The sequence below is a fragment of the Delftia sp. 11MD genome (assembly GCF_050907895.1).
GTDB classification, from domain to species: domain Bacteria; phylum Pseudomonadota; class Gammaproteobacteria; order Burkholderiales; family Burkholderiaceae_C; genus Comamonas; species Comamonas tsuruhatensis.
Genome location: NZ_CP194333.1, coordinates 1,658,573 through 1,678,983 on the forward strand (window position 1 = coordinate 1,658,573; position 20,411 = coordinate 1,678,983).

Here is a 20,411-nt window from a genome sequence, read left to right on the forward strand (position 1 = left end):
GATGATTGACAACATCAGCTGGCTGGCCATCTATCCGGAGATCCTTCTCCTGGTCATGGCCTGCGTGATCGCCCTGGTGGACCTGGGCGTCAAAAGCCCGCGCCGCACGGGCACCTATGTTCTGACACTGCTGACCCTGGGCGTGGTGGCCGTGCTGCAAGGCATGTATGCCTCCAGTGGCAACACGTTCTATGGCTGGGGCAACATGGTCGTCTCCGACGCCATGGGCAACTGGCTCAAGTGTTTCGCCACCGTGGCCATGATGGTCACCCTGGTCTACGGCCGACCCTATGCCGCTGACCGCGACATGCTGCGCGGCGGCGAGCTGTTCACGCTGGCCATGCTCGCGCTGCTGGGCATGTTCATCATGATCTCGGGCAACAACTTCCTGGTCATCTACCTGGGCCTGGAGCTGTTGACGCTGTCCAGCTACGCCCTGGTGGCGCTGCGCCGCGACCACACGGCTTCGGTCGAGGCCGCGATGAAGTACTTCGTGCTTGGCGCCATGGCCAGCGGCTTCCTGCTGTACGGCATGTCCATGCTCTACGGCGCGACCGGTTCGCTGGACATCGGCCAGGTGTTCAAGGCCATCAACTCGGGCGAAATCAAGCACCAGGTGCTGGTGTTCGGCCTGGTCTTCGTGGTCTCCGGCCTGGCCTTCAAGCTGGGCGTGGTTCCCTTCCACATGTGGGTCCCCGACGTGTACCAGGGCGCTCCCACGGCCATCACCACCATGATCGGTGGCGCGCCCAAGCTGGCGGCCTTCGCCATCGTCATCCGCCTGCTGGTGGACGGCCTGCTGCCGCTGGCCATCGACTGGCAGCAGATGCTGGCCGTGCTTGCCATTGCCTCTCTGCTGGTCGGCAACCTGGCCGGCCTGCAGCAGACCAACCTCAAGCGCATGCTGGCCTACTCGACCATCTCGCAGATGGGCTTCGTGCTGCTGGGCCTGATGTCGGGTGTGGTCGACGGCAAGGTCGATCCGGCCACCGTCGAGAACGCCTACAGCTCGGCCATGTTCTACGTGGTGACCTATGTGCTGACCACGCTGGCCGCCTTCGGCGTGATCCAGCTGCTGGCCCGCGAAGGCTTCGAGAGCGAAGAGGTCGCCGACTTTGCCGGCCTGAACCAGCGCAGCCCGCTGTATGCCGGCGTGATGGCGATCTGCCTGTTCTCCATGGCCGGCATTCCGCCCCTGGTCGGCTTCTACGCCAAGCTGTCGGTGCTGCAGGCGCTGGTGGCTTCGGGCCACAGCCTGTACATCGCCCTGGCCGTGTTCGCCGTGGTCATGTCGCTGATCGGCGCCTTCTACTACCTGCGCGTCGTCAAGGTCATGTACTTTGATGAGCCCATCACCGCCACCAGCGTTTCCGCTTCGCTGGACGTGCGCGTGGTGCTGACCCTCAATGGCGCCCTGGTGCTGGGTCTGGGCATCCTGCCCGGCGGCCTGATGGCCCTGTGCGCCGACGCCGTCGTGCGCGCCCTGGCTTCCTGATCCACTTTCCCTGTGCAGGGCCTTGCGCGCAAGGCCCTGCGGTGAGGACATCGGCTTGTCGCAAACCGCTTCGATCTGGCTCGTGATATTGGCTGCCCTTGTGGCAGCCAATTTGCCTTTCTTCAACCCCCGCTGGCTGCAGCTGGGGCCGCTGCGCACCCAGCGCAAGCCGCTGGCCCTGTGCCTGCTGGAGATGGTGCTGCTGTACTTCATCGTCGGCGGCGTGGCGCTGCTGCTGGAGCGCCGCGTGGGGCAGATTGCACCCCAGGGCTGGGAGTTCTATGCCATCACGGGGGCGTTGTTCCTGACACTGGCATTCCCGGGTTTCGTCTATCGTTTCCTGATTCACCGCCGCGGCTGAGGCCGCGGTGCCGGTTGCTTCATGGATGAGGGTGCGCGATGAAAGTGCTCGACCTCCATTGCCCGCAGGGCCACCTCTTCGAGGGCTGGTTCGCCTCGGAAGAGGATTTCCAGAGCCAGCTGCAGCGCCAGCTGGTGCTGTGCCCCGTCTGCGGCCACAGCGACATCACCAAGCGCCTGAGCGCCCCCCGCATCAATCTTGGCGCCAAGCCTGCAAGTTTGCCCCCGGCTGCGGCGGCAGAGCCTGCTGCAGCCGCCTCCGCCGCCAGCGCGGCAGCCGCTGCTTCAACGGCCATGCCGCCCCAGGCGCGTGAGCAATTGCAGGCCATGCAGGCCGCCTGGCTGCAGTGGTCGCGCAAGGTCGCGCAGCAGACCGAGGACGTGGGCGAACGCTTTGCCGATGAAGCCCGCCGCATGCACTATGGCGAGACCGAAGAGCGCGCCATCCGCGGCAAGGCCAGTCCCGAGCAGGCCATGCAATTGCTGGACGAAGGCATTGCCGTGGTTCCATTGGCCTTGCCGCAAGGCAGCAAGGAAACGCTGCAGTAACTTGCTCCGGGCACATGCTGTCTTGGCGGCGACAATTGCGCTCATGGCGATCGATCGCCAATTCCCATGCCAGGCAATCACCTGGTGCTATTAATTGAATAGCGCTTTGAGTCGCTTTGTCGCCATTCAATTGATGGGGCGACAAACCCAAGCATATCCGCGGCTTTTCGCATAGTGACTGAGTAGGCCACAGGGAGATTGCCCACCTGGGTGTTTCCCGTAAGGCAGCAGACATTGGTCGCTGTCTGCCAAGCCGCAAAAAGGGTAGTTTGCTATCTCTTTGGAAGCGCTCTGGCCTTCCGCGTGGGCGTCGCCGGGCCGAGGTGATGGAGAACCCTAGGGCCCGCCTGCAGCCGCGGCGCCTTGCAGCCCCGTGACTGCTTGATTATTTCAAGTGTGAGTGGTTGCTTCTTGTTTTTGCGGCGACTCGTCTTGATGCGCCATGCTGCAGTGCGGGGCAGGGCCTGTGCTTAGGAGCACCTACGTAGGCGTTTTCCCGCTGCGGTGCACAACGTCGGCAAGCCTACGATGCGTCCGACCCTGCACAACGCCCACCAGAGCCTCTGGCGACGCGTTGGCGGCTGGCAGCATCAACGGAGCAGGCGAAGCGCACATGAGCGACGTTATTCTCGAAACCCGGAACCTGACCAAAGAGTTCAAGGGATTTACGGCGGTGAGCAAGGTGGACCTTTCGGTGCGCCGCGGCTCCATCCATGCCTTGATCGGCCCCAATGGCGCAGGCAAGACCACCTGCTTCAATCTGCTGACCAAGTTCCTGGAGCCCACCTCCGGCACCATCCGTTTCAACGGCGAGGACATCACGCAGGAGGCGCCGGCGCAGATCGCGCGCCGTGGCGTGATCCGGTCCTTCCAGATCTCGGCCGTCTTCCCGCATTGCACGCTGCTGGAGAACGTGCGCATCGGCCTGCAGCGCAAGCTGGGCACCGAGTTCCATTTCTGGCGCAGCGAAAAAAGCCTGTCCATGCTCAATGACCGCGCCATGCAGCTGCTGTCCGAAGTCGGCCTGCAGGACCTGGCCGACGAGGTCACCGTCAACCTGCCCTATGGCCGCAAGCGCGCGCTGGAGATCGCCACCACGCTGGCCATGGAGCCCGAGCTGATGCTGCTGGACGAGCCCACCCAGGGCATGGGCCACGAAGACGTGGACCGCGTGACCCAGCTGATCAAGAAGGTCTCGGCAGGCCGCACGATTCTCATGGTGGAGCACAACATGAAGGTGATCTCCACCATCGCCGACCGCATCACGGTGCTGCAGCGCGGCGCCGTGCTGGCCGAGGGGCCATACGAGGAAGTTTCGCGCAACCCGCAAGTGATGGAAGCGTATATGGGCACCACCGACGGCCAGTTGCAGGGAGCGCATTGAGATGACTGCACCGGCATTGGAAATCAAGGGCCTGCAGGCCTGGTATGGCGAATCCCATGTGCTGCACGGCATGGACCTGGTGGTCCAGCCCGGCGAGGTAGTCACGCTGCTGGGGCGCAACGGCGCGGGCCGCACGTCCACGCTGCGCGCCATCATGGGGCTGACGGGCGCACGCAAGGGCTCGATCAGGATCAATGGCGTGGAGGCCATCCACCTGCCCACGCACCGCATTGCCCACCTGGGCGTGGGCTACTGCCCGGAAGAGCGCGGCATCTTCTCCAGCCTCTCGTGCGAGGAGAACCTGATGCTGCCGCCACCGCTCAAGACCGGCCAGCAGGGCATGAGCGTGGACGAGATCTACGCCATGTTCCCCAACCTGGCCGAGCGCCGCCACAGCCAGGGCACGCGCCTGTCGGGCGGCGAGCAGCAGATGCTGGCGGTGGCGCGCATTTTGCGTACCGGCGCGCGGCTGTTGCTGCTCGACGAGATCTCCGAAGGCCTGGCCCCCGTCATCGTGCAGGCGCTGGCCCGCATGATCACCATGCTGCGCACCAAGGGCTACACCGTGGTGATGGTGGAGCAGAACTTCCACTTCGCGGCGCCGCTGGCCGACCGCTTCTACGTGGTCGAGCACGGCCATGTGGTCGAGCGTTTCGGCGCGGCCGAGCTGCAGGCCAAGATGCCCGTGCTCAACGAACTGCTCGGAGTCTGACCCGGATATCCATCGTGGCTGGCGCCTGGGGCTCGCCGGCTGCATTCCTGCCATGGCCCTGTGACAAAAAACCCAAGACATCAACGCGAAGGAGACACCAATGAAAGCAAAACTGACCGCACTGTCGTGCATGCTGGCCGCCGCCGGCCTGGCCAGCCCGCTTGCCATGGCACAGGAGAAGGTGAAGATCGGCTTCGTGACCGACATGTCCAGCCTCTATGCGGACGTGGAAGGCAAGAACGCCGTCACCGCCATGCAGATGGCCATCGATGACTTCGGCGGCAAGGTGCTGGGCCAGCCCATCGAGCTGCTGAGCGCCGACCACCAGAACAAGGCCGACATCGCCGCCTCCAAGGTGCGCGAGTGGGTGGACACGCAGGGTATCTCGCTGGTGTTCAGCGGCACCAACTCCGGCACGGCCCTGGCGGTGTCGCAGGTGGCCAATGAGAAAAAGCGCGTGCACTTCAACAGCGGCGCAGGCTCGTCGGCGCTGACCAACGAGCAGTGCAATCCCTACACCGTGCACTACGCCTATGACACCGTGGCCCTGGCCAAGGGCACGGGCACGGCCGTGGTGGAGCGCGGCGGCAAGGACTGGTTCTTCCTGACGGCAGACTACGCCTTCGGCCACGCGCTGGAGAACGACACCACGGCGGTGATCAAGGCCAAGGGCGGCAAGGTGGTGGGCGGCGTCAAGCATCCGCTCAACGCCTCGGACTTCTCGTCCTTCCTGCTGCAGGCGCAGGCCTCCAAGGCCCAGATCCTGGGCCTGGCCAATGCCGGTGGCGACACCATCAACGCCATCAAGGCGGCCAAGGAATTCGGCATCAACAAGAGCATGAAGACCGTGGGCCTGCTGGTGTTCCTGACCGACATCCACAGCCTGGGCCTGAAGAACACCGAAGGCATGCAGTTCACCACCAGCTGGTACTGGGACCAGAACGACGCGGCGCGCAAGTTCGCCGAGCGCTTCTTTGCCAAGACCAAGCGCATGCCTACCTCCATCCAGGCCGCCGACTACTCGGCCGTGACCAGCTACCTCAAGGCCGTGCAGGCCGTGAAGTCCACGGATGCCGACAAGGTCATGGCCCATCTCAAGAGCACGCCCATCGACGACTTCTACGGCAAGGGCTCGATCCGTCCCGACGGCACCTTTGCCCACGACATGTACCTGGTCGAGGTCAAGAAGCCCGCCGAGTCCAAGAAGCCCTGGGACTACCTGAAGGTCGTGGCCACGCTGCCCGCCGACCAGGTCTGGACCACCAAGGCCGAGACCAAGTGCGCGCTGTGGAAGTAACGCCGCGCCGCCACTGACCCCCAACCGCCACCCGGCCAACCACGACAGCTGCATCCCATGGAAATCTTTGGTGTTTCCCTGCCAGGCCTGATGAGCCAGCTCCTTCTGGGGCTGGTCAACGGCTCGTTCTACGCCATCCTCAGCCTGGGGCTGGCGGTGATCTTCGGCCTGCTCAACGTGATCAACTTCGCCCACGGCGCGTTGTTCATGCTGGGCGCCATGGTCACCTGGATGGCCATGAGCTACTTCAACATCAACTACTGGGTGATGCTGGTGCTGTCGCCGCTGCTGGTGGGCCTGCTGGGGGTGCTGATCGAGCGCTTCCTGTTGCGCTGGATCTACAAGCTCGACCATCTCTACGGCCTGTTGCTGACGCTGGGCCTGTCGCTGCTGATCGAGGGCCTGTTCCGCTCGGTCTACGGCGTCTCGGGGCTGGGCTATGACACGCCCGAGCTGCTGGAGGGCGCGACCAACCTGGGCTTCATGATCCTGCCCAACTACCGCGCATGGGTGGTGCTCGCCTCCATCGTGGTCTGCGTGGCTACCTGGTTCATGATCGAGAAGACGCGCATCGGCGCCTACCTGCGGGCCGGCACCGAGAACCCGCGCCTGGTCGAGGCCTTCGGCGTCAATGTCCCCGTGATGATCACGCTGACCTATGCCTTCGGCGCGGCGCTGGCGGCGTTTGCCGGCGTGCTGGCTGCGCCCGTCTACCAGGTCACGCCGCTGATGGGGCAGAACCTCATCATCGTGGTCTTCGCCGTGGTGGTGATCGGGGGCATGGGCTCCATCATGGGCTCCATCCTCACCGGCCTGGGCCTGGGGGTGATCGAGGGCCTGACCAAGGTCTTCTGGCCCGAGGCATCGTCCACCGTGGTGTTCTTCATCATGGTCATCGTTTTGCTCATCCGCCCCGCCGGCCTGTTCGGCAAAGAGAAATAACAAGAACGAGGACAAGGGGCCGACCACATGAAATCCAAGACTCTCGTTCAACGCATTGCCCCCTGGGGCTATGGCCTGCTGCTGCTGGGCCTGCTGGCGGCGCCCCTGCTGGGCGCGTATCCGGTGTTCGTGATGAAGCTCATGTGCTTCGCACTGTTCGCCTCGGCCTTCAACTTGCTGCTGGGCTACACGGGCCTGCTGTCCTTCGGCCACGCGGCCTTCCTGGGCGGCGCGGCCTATGTGACGGGCTACGCCATCAAGGGCTGGGGCTTCACGCCCGAGCTGGCCATGCTGGCCGGCACGGCCGGCGGCGCGCTGCTGGGGCTGATCTTCGGCTGGCTGGCCATCCGCCGCCAGGGCATCTACTTTTCCATGATCACGCTGGCGCTGGCCCAGATGCTGTTCTTCGTGTGCCTGCAGGCGCCCTTCACGGGCGGCGAGGACGGGCTGCAGGGCGTGCCGCGCGGCAAGCTGTTCGGCCTCATCGACCTGGCCAGCGACATGACCATGTACTACGTCACGCTGGTCATCGTGGTCCTGGCCTTCCTGCTGATCGTGCGCACCATCCACTCGCCCTTCGGCCAGGTGCTCAAGGCCATCAAGGAGAACGAGCCGCGCGCGACCTCGCTGGGCTACGACGTGGCGCGCTTCAAGCTGCTGGCCTTCGTGATCTCGGCCGCGCTCACGGGCCTGGCCGGTTCGCTCAAGACCGTGGTGCTGGGCTTTGCCACGCTGTCGGATGTGCACTGGACCACCTCCGGCCACGTGATCCTGATGACGCTGATGGGCGGCCTGGGCACGTTGTCCGGCCCCATCCTGGGCTCGGCCGTGGTGGTCATGCTGGAGAACAAGATCGGCGAGTTCGGCCTCTTCCTGCAGCGCCTCACGGGCGTGGAGTGGTTCTCCACGCTGGGAGAGTCGGTGACCATCGTCACGGGCCTGATCTTCGTGGTCTGCGTGCTGCTGTTCCGCAAGGGCATCATGGGCGAGCTGATCGTCCGTCTGCAGAAAAAGCGTACCCCTTGAGAGCCGGGTTGGGACGGTTTCAAGGGGGTGGGCTACGTGCCCATGCTGTTGACTGCCATAGCTACAACTGCAGCGGCCGGGCGTAGCCCGTCATCTCCAGGTATCCCTGACCGGCTCGCGCCTCCTGGCCCGGGCCGGTGGGCTTTTGCAGGCTGCACAGGCCCTCCCAGTAGATGGCACCGGTGGAGGCGCTGCTGTCCAGCTCCTGGTCATCGACCAGGGCGTTCACGGTGAAGCGGCCAGCGGGCGTGTCCACCTGCCATTGCACGGGGTAGCGCGCTCCGCTGGCAGGGCTGCTCCAGTGGCGCAGCGGCGTGAACTGCACTGCATCGTGGGCGAAGACCTGCAGCGTGCCATCCACACCGCGCAGCGAGCCGCCGGCCCACAACGCGCTGCCATCCGCCCGTCGCACGCGAAAGGCCGTGAGCGCGCCGCCGTCGAACAGGTTCATGCCTATCCAGTCCCAGCCCACGGCCTCGGGGTGCAGCAGGGCCTGGCTCCATTCATGGTCCAGCCAGGCGCGGTTGTCGCCGGGCTCGCGTGCGGCTTCTATCGCCATGCGCTGGCCTGCCAGCTCCAGCGTGCCGCTCACCTGCAGCTGCGGGCGGCTGTAGTAGTAGCTGGCCTGATCGGGTTCGGGACCCTTGCGCGACAGGCCGGCGCGGCCCTGCAGCAAGGGGGGCAGGCGGGTGTCAAAGCGCAGGTCCAGGGCGAATGTGCTGCTGCGCAGGCGCGTGGTATAGCGCTCGGCAGCGCCTTCATCGGTGCGGGCCAGCGACCAGTCCTGCAGCCGCACGTCGGCATCGGCCTCGCTGGCCTGGGCAATGCCAAAGCCTGCGCGCGCAATGCGCTGGTCGTGGTGCAGGCGAGCGCCCTGCACATCGCACAGCGCCGCATGGGCAAACAGCAACTGGCGCGCCGCAAAGGCGGAGCGCAGCTCCTGCGTGGCCTGCACGCGCGACCGGAAGAAGGTGATCTGGAAACCCCAGGCCCGGCCCGCTGCGCGTGCCTGGCCGGTGATGTACCACCACTCGGTGCGCAGCCCGGGGTGGTTGCCGTGGTCGCGCGGGAAGACCAGCGTGCGTGGCGGCAGTGCCTGGGCGGGCAGTCCTGCCGCCCCCAGGCCCAGGCCGGCAGCCAGGCCCAGCAGATGGCGGCGGGGCAGGGGCATCATGGATCAGCCTTGCAACTGCGCGATGCGCGCCTGGGCCGGCCCGCAGTCGCCGATGCGCTGCATCACCCAGTCCGCATCATGGTAGGTGGGCAGGTAGCGCTCGCCCGCATCGCACAGCAGCGAAAGAATGGAGCCCTGCTCGCCGCGCTGGCGCATCTCGCTGGCCAGCCTGAGCATGGCCACGTAGTTGGTGCCGGTGGACGGCCCCACGCGCCGGCCCAGCAGTGCGGACAGGCTGCGCATGGCGGCCAGGGAATCGCAGTCCGCCACTTCCTCCATGCGGTCCACCAGCGTGCGCACGAAGCTGGGCTCCACGCGCGGGCGGCCTATGCCCTCGATGCGCGAGCCCGGCGCGGTGAGGGTGGCATCGCCCGTGCGGTGGTGGGCGGCGAACACCGAGCCCTCGGGGTCGGCCACGCAGATGCCCGTGGCATGGCGCTGGAAACGCACGTAGCGGCCGATGGTGGCACTGGTGCCGCCCGTGCCCGCGCCCACCACGATCCAGCGCGGCACGGCATGGCGCTCGCGCCGCATCTGGGTGAACATGCTCTCCGCAATATTGTTGTTGCCACGCCAGTCGGTGGCGCGCTCGGCATAGGTGAACTGGTCCATGTAGTGGCCGCCGGCCTGCGCGGCCACGGCGCGTGCCTCGTCATAGACCTGGGCGGCGCTGTCCACCAGATGGCAGCGGCCGCCGTAGAACTCGATCAGTGCAATCTTCTCCACCGAGGTGCTGCGCGGCATCACGGCCACGAAGGGCAGGCCCAGCAGGCGCGCGAAGTAGGCCTCGCTCACGGCCGTGGAGCCGCTCGATGCCTCCACGATGGTCGAGCCCTCGTGCACCCAGCCATTGCACAGCGCATAGAGAAACAGCGAGCGCGCCAGCCGGTGCTTGAGGCTGCCCGTGGGATGGGTGGATTCGTCCTTGAGGTAGAGATCGATCCCCAGGCCGGCAAAGCCGGGCAGGGGCAGCGGTATCAGGTGCGTGTCGGCACTGCGCTGGTAGTCGGCCTCGATGCGGTTGATGGCCTCATGCAGCCAGGGGGAGGTGGTGTGCGGCATGGCGGCCATTGTCGCAGGCCGCCTCTTACCAATCCTCCTTGACCGCCAGCACTGCCTCGCGCCCTGCAGCTGCACGCCCTGCCAGCCAGGCCGTCAGCGTGCCTGCCGCGATCACGCTGGCAGCCAGCGCCAAAAGGCGGGGCCAGGGCAGGGACAGCTCCATGGTCCAGTGAAAGCTTTGCGGATTCACCACATGCACCAGGATCACGGCAACGCCCAGGCCCAGCAGGCTGCCGGCGATGGCGCCGGCCGTGGTCCAGGCCATGCCTTCGCCGGCCACCACGGCCAGGATGTCGCGCCGCGTCAGGCCCAGGTGGGCGAGCAGGCCGAATTCCTTGCGCCGTGCCAGCACCTGGGCGCTGAAGCTGGCCGCGATGCCGAACAGGCCGATGCCGATGGCCACGGCCTGCAGCCAGTAGGTCACGGCAAAGCTGCGGTCGAAGATGCGCATGGAGCGCTCGCGCAGCGCGCCGCTGCTGGCGAACTCCAGTGCCTGCGCGGCGCCCGGCCCGGCCATCAGCGACTGGATGCGCGCCTGCAACTGCTGCGCCGTGGCCGTGTCGTCGCCGTCCGGCCAGATGGCGATTTCGGTGGGGCCTGCCGTGGTGGCGCTGCCGTCGGCAAGCCGTTGGTAGTCATCCCAGTCCATGGCGATGGCGCCGAACTGGCGCACATAGTCGCGCCAGATGCCGGCCACAAACACGCGGGAATCTTCCGACGGCAGGGCCTGGGCCAGCAGCGGCCACTCCTGGCCCGGCCGCACGCCATAGAGTTGGGCCACGGCTTCACTGACATAGACGGGCGTGCTGCCAGCGGGCACTTGCACGGGGCCTTGTATCCACGGCAATTGCTGGCCCTGGGGGCCATGCAGCGGACGCAGCAGCAGGCTGACGGCGGGGCGATCCGGGCTGAGCCACAGGCTGGTGCTGCGCATGGGCTGGGCGCGCTGCACGCCAGGCAGGGCGGCAATGCGCGGGGCCAGATCGGCGGGCAGGGGCGCGGCATCGGCACGGCCTGCGCTGCCGGCCGTGCGCAGGTACAGCGGGGCGGGCAGCACGGCATCCAGCCAGGCGATCATGCTGTCCCTGAAGCTGGCCACCATCACGGTCAGCGCCACGGCCAGGCTCAGGCTGGCCACCACGCCGCCCACGGCCACCGTGGTGCTGCGGCGCATGCGCCGTGCGCGCTCCACGGGCAGCAGGGCCAGCGGCTGGCGCAGCAGCGATTGCGGCACCAGGCGCAACAGCTGGCCCAACAGCCAGGGCAGGGCGGCCATGCCGCCCAGCAGCAGCAGGGCCACGGCGGCATAGGCGGCCAGGGGAATGCCGGCCACGGGCGGCACAAAGGCCAGGGCCACGCTGGCTGCCATCAGCAGCAGGGCCGGCAGGCCGCGCGCCGCGCGTTCGGAGCCCGCGCCCTGGCCCTTGAGCGTGGCGGCGGGCGGCAACTCCATCGCCTGGCGCGCCGGCCACCAGCCGCCAGCCACGGTGGCGGCCACGCCCAGCAGGCCAAAGGTCAGCGCGGCGCTGGCGCTCCACTGCAGCGCGGGCTGCACGCCGGCAAAGTAGCCGCCGCCCAGGTCACCGCCCAGCAGGTGCAGGGCCAGCCAGGCCAATCCCGCGCCCAGGGCAATGCCGGCCGCGCTGCCCAACAGTCCCAGCAGCAGCGATTCCAGCAGCACCAGGCCCAGGCGCTGGCGCGGTGTCAGTCCCAGCACGGCCAGCAGGGCGAACTGCGGCGCGCGCTGGGCCACGCTGAGCGCCAGCACCGAGAACACCAGGAACGCCCCCGTGAACAGCGCCACCAGGGCCAGCACCGTGAGGTTGACGCGGTAGGCGCGCGACATCTCGGCAATGCGCTGCTGGTCGTCGCCGGGGCGGCTGGCCAGGGCCTGGGCGGGCCAGTCGGGCAGGCGGCGCAGTTCGGCCAGCAGGGACTCGCGCGTGGCGCCTTCGGCCAGCAGCACATCGATGCGGTCCACCTGGCCCCAGCGCTGCAGGCTGTCCTGCAGCGCACCGATGTCCATCACGGCCAGCGGCGGGCCGGATGCGGCCACCGTGCCCGCGATGCGCAGGGTCTGCGCGCGCCCGCCCAGTTGCCATGGCAGGGGCGTGTGCCGCGCCTGCTCCGGCGTCAGGCCCAGGGCTTCGAGTGCCGTTGCATTGAGGAAGACCGCATCGGGCGCGAACAGGTCCAGCCGCCCGCCGCCATCGAACAGCCGGGGCATGAGCGCAGGCGCCACGGGCGCCAGCCGCAGCGCATCGCCGCCCAGCACGCGCAACTGCACCGGCGTGGCGGTGCCGGCCAGGGCCGTGGCTTCGATCCAGGGTGCGGCCAGGCTGACCTGGGGCTGCTGCGCAACACGGCCATACAGCGATTCGGGCAAGCCGCCCTGCATGGCACGCAGCTCCAGGTCCGGCTGGCCGCTGACCGTGCGCACGGCGCGCGAGAACTCATCGAGCGCGGACTGGTTGATCACGTGCACGGCAAAGCCCAGGGCCACGCCCAGCATGATGGCCACCAGGGCGGTGGCCGTGCGCCAGGGATGCTGGCGCAGCTCCTGCCAGGAAAAGGTGCGAAGCAGGGCGAGCATGGGCGGATGGTCTCTGGCGCTAGGCGGGCTGCATGCCCTGTGCGGTCAGGCGCAGCAGGCGGTCGGCACGGCGAGCGGCCTCGATGGAGTGCGTGACCAGCACCAGGGCGGCCTGGTGCTCGCGGGTCTGCTGCAGCAGCAGCTCCATGACCTGTGCGGCCGTGCCGGGGTCCAGGTTGCCGGTGGGCTCGTCGGCCAGCAGCAGGGCCGGGCCGTGGACCAGGGCGCGTGCAATGGCCACGCGCTGCAGCTGGCCGCCGCTGAGCTGCCAGGGCAGGCGCTGCTCCAGCCCCTGCAGCCCGACGGCCTGCAGCAGTTGCTGCACGCGCTGGCGGCCCGCTGCATCCAGCCGCTGCAGCAGCATCAGCGGCAGGGCCACGTTGTGCCAGACATCCAGGTGCGGCAGCACATGGAAGGCCTGGAACACGAAGCCCACATGGCTGCGCCGCCACAGCGCACGGCCGGTTTCATCCAGGGCCGACAGGTCCTGGCCTTCGTGCAGCACGCGGCCCTGCTGCCACTCATCGAGCCCGGCCAGGCAGTTGAGAAAGGTGGACTTGCCCACGCCCGAGTCACCCACGATGGCCACGAACTCGCCGCGCGCCACGCTGCAGTCCACGTTCTCGAAGACGGCGGTTTCCGTGCCGCCGTCGTTGCGGTAGCGCCGCGCCAGGCCCTGGACCTGAAGCAGCGGCGGCTGAGTCAGCGGCGTGTTGTCCTGGGGCACGGCAGTCATGAAGGCGGTTTCCTGTTCAGCCGTTGCGAGCCTGGGTTGCTGCGGCCACCACGGCCATCGCTGCCTGCAGCAGTTGCTGCTGGGCATCGGGCATATCGCAGGCAATGGCATGGCGGGCGGGCATGCTGCGCAGCCAGGTGATCTGTCGCTTGGCCAGCTGGCGCGTGGCGGCAATGCCGCGTTCGCGCAGCGAGTCCATGGAGTACAGGCCGTCCAGCGATTCCCAGGCCTGGCGGTAGCCCACGCAGCGGATGGAGGGCAGGTCCAGGTGCAGGTCGCCGCGCGCGCGCAGTTGCTGCACCTCGTCGATGAAGCCGGCGCTCAGCATGGCGTCGAACCGCTGGGCGATGCGCGCATGCAGCCAGGCGCGGTCCTGCGGCTCCAGCGAGAAGAAGCCGCCGGGGCTGATCAGGCCCTGTGCCGCACCCTTGCCCGCTCGTGTATGAAAGCTGGACAGCGGCTTGCCCGACACCTGCCAGACCTCCAGCGCGCGCTGTATGCGCTGGCTGTCGGCCGGCGCCAGGCGTGCGGCCGTGGCGGGATCGACCTGGGCCAGCAGCGCATGCATGGCGGGCCAGCCGATCTCGGTGGCCTGGGCGTCCAGCCGCTCGCGCACGGCGGGGTCGGCGGCCGGCATGTCGTCAATGCCATCCTGCAGGGCCTTGAAATACAGCATGGTGCCGCCCACCAGCAGCGGCAGGGCGCCGCGCGCGTGGATCTCGGCCACCAGGCGCTGCGTGTCCTGCACGAATTCGGCCGCGCTGTAGGCCTGCAGCGGGTCGCGGATATCGATCAGGTGATGGGGGCAGGCAGCCAGTTCTTCGGGCGTAGGCTTGGCCGTGCCGATGTCCATGCCGCGATAGACCAGGGCCGAGTCCACGCTGATGATTTCTGCGGCCTGGCCGCGTTCGGCCAGCAGCCTGGCCAGGGCCAGGGCGGCAGCGGTCTTGCCGGAAGCGGTGGGGCCGGCGATGGCCAGGCAGGGGAGCGGGGAAGCGGTGGACATTCAAAAAACGCAAACGCAGGAAATGAAAATCAGCGGTGGCCATCGACCCCGCCGTGGCGGCGCACCAGCCCCCAGGCGACCAGGGCCGTGCACACGCCCCAGAACCAGATGCCGAAGGCCATGGGCCGGGTGGACTGGCCGTCCAGGTGCAGGCCCAGCCAGTGTCCCATGGCAAAGGCGATGAGCATCATGGTGAAGCCGTTGAGCGCCGAGGCCGTGCCCGCCGACTGCGGGAAGGGCGCGATGGCATTGCTCTGGCCGCAGGGCATGTGCACGCCATGGGCGATCTGGAAGATATAGAAGGGCAGGGCATAGGCCCAGAGGCTGCGCGCATCGGCCAGCGCCGCAATGCCGATGGCCGTGGCCGACAGCAGGCTGGCCAGCCCGGCAATCTGCACGGCGCGCCGCACATCCATGCGCTGCAGCAGCCAGCGGCACAGGAAGGTGCCCGCGATGTAGCACAGCGCATTGCTGCCCATCAGCAGGCCGTAGCCCGTGCGGCTCACGCCCAGCACATGGATATAGGTGAAGGAAGATGCGGCCAGGTTGGTGAACAGGGCCGCATAGGTGCAGCAGGTCAGCAACTGGTAGGACTGGAATCCCGGGTGGCGCACGATGGTGATCCAGTTGCGCGCCAGGGCCAGCGGCTGCAGCGCCGTGGGATTGGTGCGGGCCAGTGTCTCCGTGAAGCGCAGGGCCACCAGCAGGAGGGCCAGCGCACCCATCACCGCCTGGGCCAGCATGGTGGCGCGCCAACCCAGCGAATCCACCAGCAGGCTGCCGCTGACGGGGCTCAGGAAGGCGATCACGCCCAGCCCGGTCAGCGCCTTGGACATGACCTGGGCACCCAGGTGCGGCGCGAACAGGTCGCGCACCATGGCGCGCGCGCACATCACGCCGGCGCCCAGCGATGCCCCCTGCAGCGCGCGCCAGGCAATCAGCGATTCCATGGTCTCGGCGCTGGCGCTGCCCAGCGCGGCCAGCACATAGATGGACATGCCGGCCAGCAGGATGGGCCTGCGCCCGAAGCGGTCGGACAGCGGCCCCCAGGCCAGCTGCGAGCAGCCGAAGGCCAGCAGGAAGGCCGTCAGCGTGAGCTGCACCTGGGACACCTGGGTGGAGAAGGCTGCCTGTATCGAGGGCAGGGCGGGCAGGTACAGATCTGTGGCCAGCGGCTGAAGCCCCAGCAGCAGGCCGAGCAGGATGACGACCAGGACGGGGGACATGGCCGGCTGCGCTTGCGCGACGGCGGGAGACAGGGGCGCTGACATAGGCGCCCGAGGGTAGCAGAGAACCCGGGGTGCCGCTGTCCATGCCTTGGCGGCGCATATCCATCTGCGGATTGCGCAGTTGGGAACCTGCCCGCCCCTGCCTACATTGCATTGCAGAGCAACCCGACCCCAACCGAGCAATCAACGCAACTGCGAACAAAGGACCGTGATGGCAACGCCGACCGCTTTCTCCACCATCCCCGCCACCCTGCGCCAGGGTGCCTGCACCGTGCTGTACGTCGCGGCCCTGATCGGCGGCACGGCCCATGCCAATGCGCCCGTTCCCGAAGGTCCGCTGGTCAGCACCGAATGGCTGGCGGCCAACCTCAACCGCGCCGACGTGCGCATCGTCGAAGTCAGCGTCAACCCCGGCCTGTACGAGCGCTCCCATGTGCCGGGCGCGGTCAATTTCTCGTGGCACAACGATCTCAACGACAAGGTGCGCCGCGACATCGTGGGCAAGGAGCAGTTCGAGAAACTGCTGTCGCAGGCCGGCGTGAAGGACGGCACCACGGTCGTGCTGTACGGCGATACCAACAACTGGTTTGCAGCCTGGGGGGCCTGGGTCTTTGACATCTATGGCGTGCAGAACGTCAAGCTGCTGGACGGCGGCCGCAAGAAGTGGGAGGCCGAAAACCGCCCCCTCAACAACCGCGCCCCGGAATATGCGGCCACCACCTACCGCGTGGGCAAGGTCAACACCGCGCTGCGCGCGCGCCTGACCGATGCGCTGGCCTCGGCCGAAGGTCGCAGCGACGCCAGGCTCGTCGACATCCGCTCGGCCGACGAATACCAGGGCAAGGTCTTCGCCCCGGCCGGCGTGCCGGAGCTGGCCATCCGCGCCGGCCACATCCCCGGTGCCGTCAACGTGCCCTGGGGCCAGGCAGTGCGCGAGGACGGCAGCTTCAAGTCCGCCGAAGAACTCAAGAAGCTCTATGCGGGCGTGGGCATCGACGGCAGCAAGCCCGTCATCACTTACTGCCGCATCGGCGAGCGCTCCAGCCACACCTGGTTTGCGCTGTCCAAGATCCTCGGCTACCAGGTGCGCAACTACGACGGTTCGTGGACCGAATACGGCAACTCCGTGGGCGTGCCCATCAACAACCCGGCCGGTACGGTCTGGGCCGCGAAATGATCCCGCCGTCGATCAACCTGTCTTGAAGGCGGGGGCCGGGCGAGGGGTGTCGGTGCTCTTGGTTCGACGGATCAGGTGCGTGACGTGTGGCTTTGGCAAAAGCTCGGCTCCTTTGGGGCCCGCAGGCTGCGGGCCCCTTTTTTATGCGTGGATGGCAACAAAAGGGGGGCAGCAATGACAAGCGTGACCGGTGAGCACACGCAGAACGTGAATGGCAGGCACAGGGCAAGGGACTGGACCAGATGGCTGCCCTTGGCCGCCGTGCTGGCCGCAGCCTGGCCTGTGGCGGCGCAGCTGCAGCTGCAAGGCGGCGGGCGCACCCTGGTCTTTGCGCTGGCGCTGGGCCTGCTGCTGGGGCTGGTGCTGCAGCGCTCGCGCTTTTGCTTTTACTGCCATGCGCGCGACTGGTTCGAGTTCGGCGACCCGCGCGGCGTGCTCTCCATCCTGCTGGCGCTGGCCGTGGGCTCGGCGGGCATGACCGTGGTGCTGGGCAGCTGGGTGGCCGTGCCCCAGCCCGGGCAGCTGCCGCCCGACATGCACATAGGTCCCGTGAGCTGGGTGCTGGTCCTTGCGGGCCTGGCCTTTGGAGCGGGCATGTCGGTCTCGGGCTCGTGCATCAGCGCCCACTGGTACCGGCTGGGCGAGGGCTCGCCCGTGGCGCCGTTTGCCCTGGTCGGCACCGGCCTGGGCTTCGTGCTGGGGTTTCGCAGCTGGAACCCGCTGTACAGCCTGGCCATTGCCGATGCGCCCGTCATCTGGCTGCCGGCCCATCTGGGCTATGGCGGCGCGCTGGCGCTGCAACTGGCCGTGCTGGGCCTGCTGGCAGCCTGGGTCTGGCGCATTCATGGGCGCTCGGGCCGCGCACGGCCCCGGCCTGCGGCAGAACCGGCGCAGCCACCGGGCCTGCGCCAGCTGTGGCTGTCACTGTGGCAAGGCCGCTGGAACGCCGCGCTGGGCGGCCTGGCCGTGGGCCTGATCGCGGCCGCCGCCATCGTGCGCATGCGGCCGCTGGGAGTGACCACCACGCTGGGCAGCACCGTGCGTGGCTGGGCCCAGGCGGGCGGCTGGGTGCCCGAGCGCCTGCACGGCCTGGACACCCTGGGCGGATGCGCCACGGCCGTGCTCAACAGCCTGCTCACGCCCCATGCCGTGCTGCTGCTGGGCCTGGTGGCCGGCGCCTGGGGCGCCGCCGTGGCCAGCCGCCAGTGGACGCCACGCCGCCCCACCTGGCGCGATGCGGCTCGCGGCCTGGCCGGTGGCGCCTTGCTGGGCTGGGGCGCCATGACGGGGCTGGGCTGCACCATCGGCACGCTGCTGTCGGGCAGCATGGCGGGCGCGCTGTCGGGCTGGGTCTTTGGCGCGGCCGTGTTCACGGCGCTGTGGCTGGGATTTGCGTTGCGGCGCTGGCTGCACGAGCGTGCGGGAGCGCAGGGGCTTTGACCTGCAGCAGGAGGTGATTGCCGAGTGACAGGCGAGAGCGGCGCCTGAAACAGGCTTTCTGGCCATTGCTTGTCCTAGGCTTTTTTCTGCCAGTTTTCAGAGGAGACCGCTGCCAATTGCGGGCAGCTCAGTCCTGGAAATCTCCGGAAAATAGGATTTACGTGCCCAATTCATTGCTCCTATTATTTTCCTTTCAGAAGGAAGGGAGCGCCTTTCACAGGCGAAGGAGCCAATGACATTCAGGATAGACATCCATGCGCCATTGAGCCGCGCAGGGCGTTTCCACGAGTTGAATGGGGCAGTGGAGCGGCCACCGGCCATCCGCTCGGATACATGAGCTGCGGGCAACTGGTTCCCGCCTTCATTGCCCTCAATCGCCTGAAGCGGTCCAGGGACCTGTGCAAGGCTGTCGTGCTTGTGGGCTTCAACAAGGTATGCGGCACCCGGGACTTCGACAACGAACTGGACCGCAGGGCGCTGTGCGAGCTGTTTTGCTGCTGCATGACCGGCGGCCTGGGCCAGCGCTGCGTGGCCGGCGTGGTCATGCAGGCCGATGGGTTTGAAGGCTACCGGGGCTACTACAAGCAGGAAGTGCCGTACCTGAACAGAGCACCTGTCATGTCGCGCAACGAGCCCGTGCGCCCCACGCGCAGCCGGCCTGCGGGCTCGCGCATTCCGGATGTGGTCGTGGTGAAGAACCCGCGCCTGCCGCCTGCGCTGGACAACGTGCAGCGGGTCTATGAGATGAAGTTTCCGGGGGATGGCTTTTCCAATGCGGAAGGGACAGACGGCAGGACACAGCATCAGGCCTATTCACATATTTTTGAAGACAAGTTTCTCAAGGATGCCTTGGACGCCGGAAGCTGCGCTTGCGACAGCGATGGAGAAAGTGCGAACGAAGGCGTGTTGAACCAGGCAGCGCGATGGCAGGCCAACAGGGAAAAGGCCATCTTTTTGGCAGAGCGGGTGAACAAGGATACGGCGGCGGCCGTCGGGGCTGCGGCCGGTGCATCCGCACTGGGGAGGGCACTGCGAGGTGTTGGTGCGGTAGGGAGCGCACTGGCGAGATTCCTCGGGTTGTCATTCTGAAGTTGATGGATTGGATTGAGTGAAATATGGAGGATGGATATGGCAAAAGACTTCAACAAACCTTTGAGCACCAGAGAACTTCAAAAAGCCACCGTGGCGACGATGGATATTCTCAAGGCGCTGGTATTGCAGAATCAATTTGGACGTATTTGTGCAAGAGCAGGCTGGACGATCGAGATGGTGTTCCATGACGGGGATTCATTGGCCGTGCGTGAGCGTGCATGGGAAGTGGTGGAACTTTTTTGTGAGGCTGTAGGGAAGGAGAAACTGGTTTATTGGTACGACGGAATGCCTGCCATGCTGACCAGCGCGATAGCACAAAGAAAGTTGGCTGCAAAGAAGCAGAAAAGCTTTGATAACCCAAAAGGTTATGCCCTGATATTTCATATGGCTTCGGGTAAGCCAAATCCTCCTGAGGTGTGGGAGAATAATGCGCAAGACTTTCGCCTTTATTGCCGTATTGAGAATGATGAGGGTATTTGGTATCGTGAGAGATATGGGTCGATAAAAAAGGGCCCGGCCATGTCTTTCATTCGCATGGCATTTCCCGCGTGGTGGATTATGGATCAACCGCCAGAGCGCAATGTGGGCCGCCTCACCACCCAGATTGTGGAGTTGATGCAGCCCTATTGGGCCATTGCAGGTTGGGGCGTCATGCCCGCAGTGGAAGAACGCAATATCGGACCCGACGGCAAAGGGCAGCAAATACTGTATCCCTACCTGCAGCGTTTCCCGGGTTTGAATGCCCTGGGCAGTCTTGCGTTGATGAGCCATGACTTCAACAACGCCATGTACAGCATCAACTGGCTGAGTTTTGTGAGTGATGCCTTGCTGGAAAAGCTGGGTGGTCGGGATGCGGTGCGCAAGCAGGTTCAGGCCAGCCAGTATCTTTCGGCTGGGGATGTAGGCAACTGTCTGGGGATACGGGCAGGAGATTTCCCAGGACTGGGGGATATGGACCAGGGGCTGACGCTGCCCGCCTTTGGCGAGGCGGCACGCCTGCTCAAGCCTTTGCGCGCCAGATCCCGGCTCAACAACTTCATCGGCCCGCCGCCTTCGGGGTCCAATGATGAACATGCGTGGCTGCTGGCATGCGATGCCTACATGAGCCGGTTTGATCTGTTCTGACCCATGCAGGCA

Annotated in this window: 18 protein-coding genes; 12 read left to right on the top strand and 6 right to left on the bottom strand. The window is 66.7% G+C overall.

Going from position 1 to position 20,411, the window contains the following annotated elements; genetic code table 11:
- Window position 1: 1 nt before the first annotated feature.
- The 8 genes from nuoN (at window position 2) to ACRSCF_RS07535 (ending at window position 7,765) form a co-directional block, all read left to right on the top strand.
- The gene (gene nuoN, locus ACRSCF_RS07500; protein WP_016447701.1) at window positions 2–1,495 is read left to right on the top strand and encodes an NADH-quinone oxidoreductase subunit NuoN; all 1,494 of its coding nucleotides are present in this window, start codon (window positions 2–4) and stop codon (window positions 1,493–1,495) included.
- Window positions 1,496–1,550: 55 nt separating this feature from the next.
- Window positions 1,551–1,856 (top strand): DUF2818 family protein, encoded by a 306-nt coding sequence (locus tag ACRSCF_RS07505; RefSeq protein WP_016447700.1) that lies wholly within the window; start codon window positions 1,551–1,553, stop codon window positions 1,854–1,856.
- A gap of 38 nt (window positions 1,857–1,894) precedes the next feature.
- Window positions 1,895–2,404 carry a DUF1178 family protein gene (locus tag ACRSCF_RS07510; protein WP_034363788.1) on the top strand — a complete coding sequence of 170 codons (510 nt, stop codon included), beginning with the start codon at window positions 1,895–1,897 and terminating at the stop codon, window positions 2,402–2,404.
- Window positions 2,405–3,017: 613 nt separating this feature from the next.
- Window positions 3,018–3,788, top strand: a complete 771-nt coding sequence (locus ACRSCF_RS07515; RefSeq protein ID WP_016447698.1) for an ABC transporter ATP-binding protein — start codon at window positions 3,018–3,020, stop codon at window positions 3,786–3,788.
- A gap of 1 nt (window position 3,789) precedes the next feature.
- Window positions 3,790–4,500 carry an ABC transporter ATP-binding protein gene (locus ACRSCF_RS07520; protein ID WP_016447697.1) on the top strand — a complete coding sequence of 237 codons (711 nt, stop codon included), beginning with the start codon at window positions 3,790–3,792 and terminating at the stop codon, window positions 4,498–4,500.
- A gap of 100 nt (window positions 4,501–4,600) precedes the next feature.
- On the top strand, window positions 4,601–5,797 hold the full coding sequence (locus tag ACRSCF_RS07525; RefSeq protein ID WP_016447696.1) for an ABC transporter substrate-binding protein: 1,197 nt from the start codon (window positions 4,601–4,603) through the stop codon (window positions 5,795–5,797).
- 57 nt (window positions 5,798–5,854) lie between these two features.
- Complete coding sequence (locus tag ACRSCF_RS07530) at window positions 5,855–6,739, top strand: branched-chain amino acid ABC transporter permease (RefSeq protein ID WP_012206960.1); 885 nt, start codon at window positions 5,855–5,857, stop codon at window positions 6,737–6,739.
- 27 nt (window positions 6,740–6,766) lie between these two features.
- Window positions 6,767–7,765 (top strand): branched-chain amino acid ABC transporter permease, encoded by a 999-nt coding sequence (locus ACRSCF_RS07535; protein WP_016447695.1) that lies wholly within the window; start codon window positions 6,767–6,769, stop codon window positions 7,763–7,765.
- A 61-nt stretch (window positions 7,766–7,826) separates the two neighbouring features.
- Here ACRSCF_RS07535 and ACRSCF_RS07540 read toward each other — a convergent pair whose 3' ends face one another.
- From ACRSCF_RS07540 to ACRSCF_RS07565, 6 genes are read right to left on the bottom strand one after another with little or no spacing between them, the layout of a single operon-like run.
- Window positions 7,827–8,939, bottom strand: coding sequence for a lipocalin-like domain-containing protein (locus ACRSCF_RS07540; protein WP_034363785.1), 1,113 nt, complete (start codon window positions 8,937–8,939; stop codon window positions 7,827–7,829).
- Window positions 8,940–8,942: 3 nt separating this feature from the next.
- Window positions 8,943–10,010, bottom strand: a complete 1,068-nt coding sequence (locus ACRSCF_RS07545) for a PLP-dependent cysteine synthase family protein (protein WP_034363784.1) — start codon at window positions 10,008–10,010, stop codon at window positions 8,943–8,945.
- Between the two features lie 16 nt (window positions 10,011–10,026).
- The gene (locus ACRSCF_RS07550; protein WP_034363782.1) at window positions 10,027–12,594 is read right to left on the bottom strand and encodes an FtsX-like permease family protein; all 2,568 of its coding nucleotides are present in this window, start codon (window positions 12,592–12,594) and stop codon (window positions 10,027–10,029) included.
- A gap of 19 nt (window positions 12,595–12,613) precedes the next feature.
- A complete protein-coding gene (locus tag ACRSCF_RS07555) occupies window positions 12,614–13,330 on the bottom strand; it encodes an ABC transporter ATP-binding protein (protein ID WP_047472928.1) in 717 nt (238 codons plus the stop codon).
- A 16-nt stretch (window positions 13,331–13,346) separates the two neighbouring features.
- Window positions 13,347–14,336, bottom strand: a complete 990-nt coding sequence (gene miaA / locus ACRSCF_RS07560) for a tRNA (adenosine(37)-N6)-dimethylallyltransferase MiaA (protein WP_034363781.1) — start codon at window positions 14,334–14,336, stop codon at window positions 13,347–13,349.
- A gap of 29 nt (window positions 14,337–14,365) precedes the next feature.
- Window positions 14,366–15,562 carry a multidrug effflux MFS transporter gene (locus ACRSCF_RS07565; protein WP_047472926.1) on the bottom strand — a complete coding sequence of 399 codons (1,197 nt, stop codon included), beginning with the start codon at window positions 15,560–15,562 and terminating at the stop codon, window positions 14,366–14,368.
- A gap of 214 nt (window positions 15,563–15,776) precedes the next feature.
- Between ACRSCF_RS07565 and ACRSCF_RS07570 the strand changes: the two genes are divergently transcribed.
- From ACRSCF_RS07570 to ACRSCF_RS07585, 4 genes are all read left to right on the top strand, one after another.
- Window positions 15,777–16,742, top strand: a complete 966-nt coding sequence (locus ACRSCF_RS07570) for a sulfurtransferase (RefSeq protein WP_017407485.1) — start codon at window positions 15,777–15,779, stop codon at window positions 16,740–16,742.
- Window positions 16,743–16,916: 174 nt separating this feature from the next.
- Complete coding sequence (locus ACRSCF_RS07575; RefSeq protein WP_034363780.1) at window positions 16,917–18,182, top strand: YeeE/YedE family protein; 1,266 nt, start codon at window positions 16,917–16,919, stop codon at window positions 18,180–18,182.
- A 333-nt stretch (window positions 18,183–18,515) separates the two neighbouring features.
- The gene (locus tag ACRSCF_RS07580) at window positions 18,516–19,271 is read left to right on the top strand and encodes a hypothetical protein (protein ID WP_034363777.1); all 756 of its coding nucleotides are present in this window, start codon (window positions 18,516–18,518) and stop codon (window positions 19,269–19,271) included.
- Window positions 19,272–19,310: 39 nt separating this feature from the next.
- The gene (locus ACRSCF_RS07585; RefSeq protein WP_034363844.1) at window positions 19,311–20,399 is read left to right on the top strand and encodes a type VI immunity family protein; all 1,089 of its coding nucleotides are present in this window, start codon (window positions 19,311–19,313) and stop codon (window positions 20,397–20,399) included.
- Window positions 20,400–20,411: the final 12 nt, after the last annotated feature.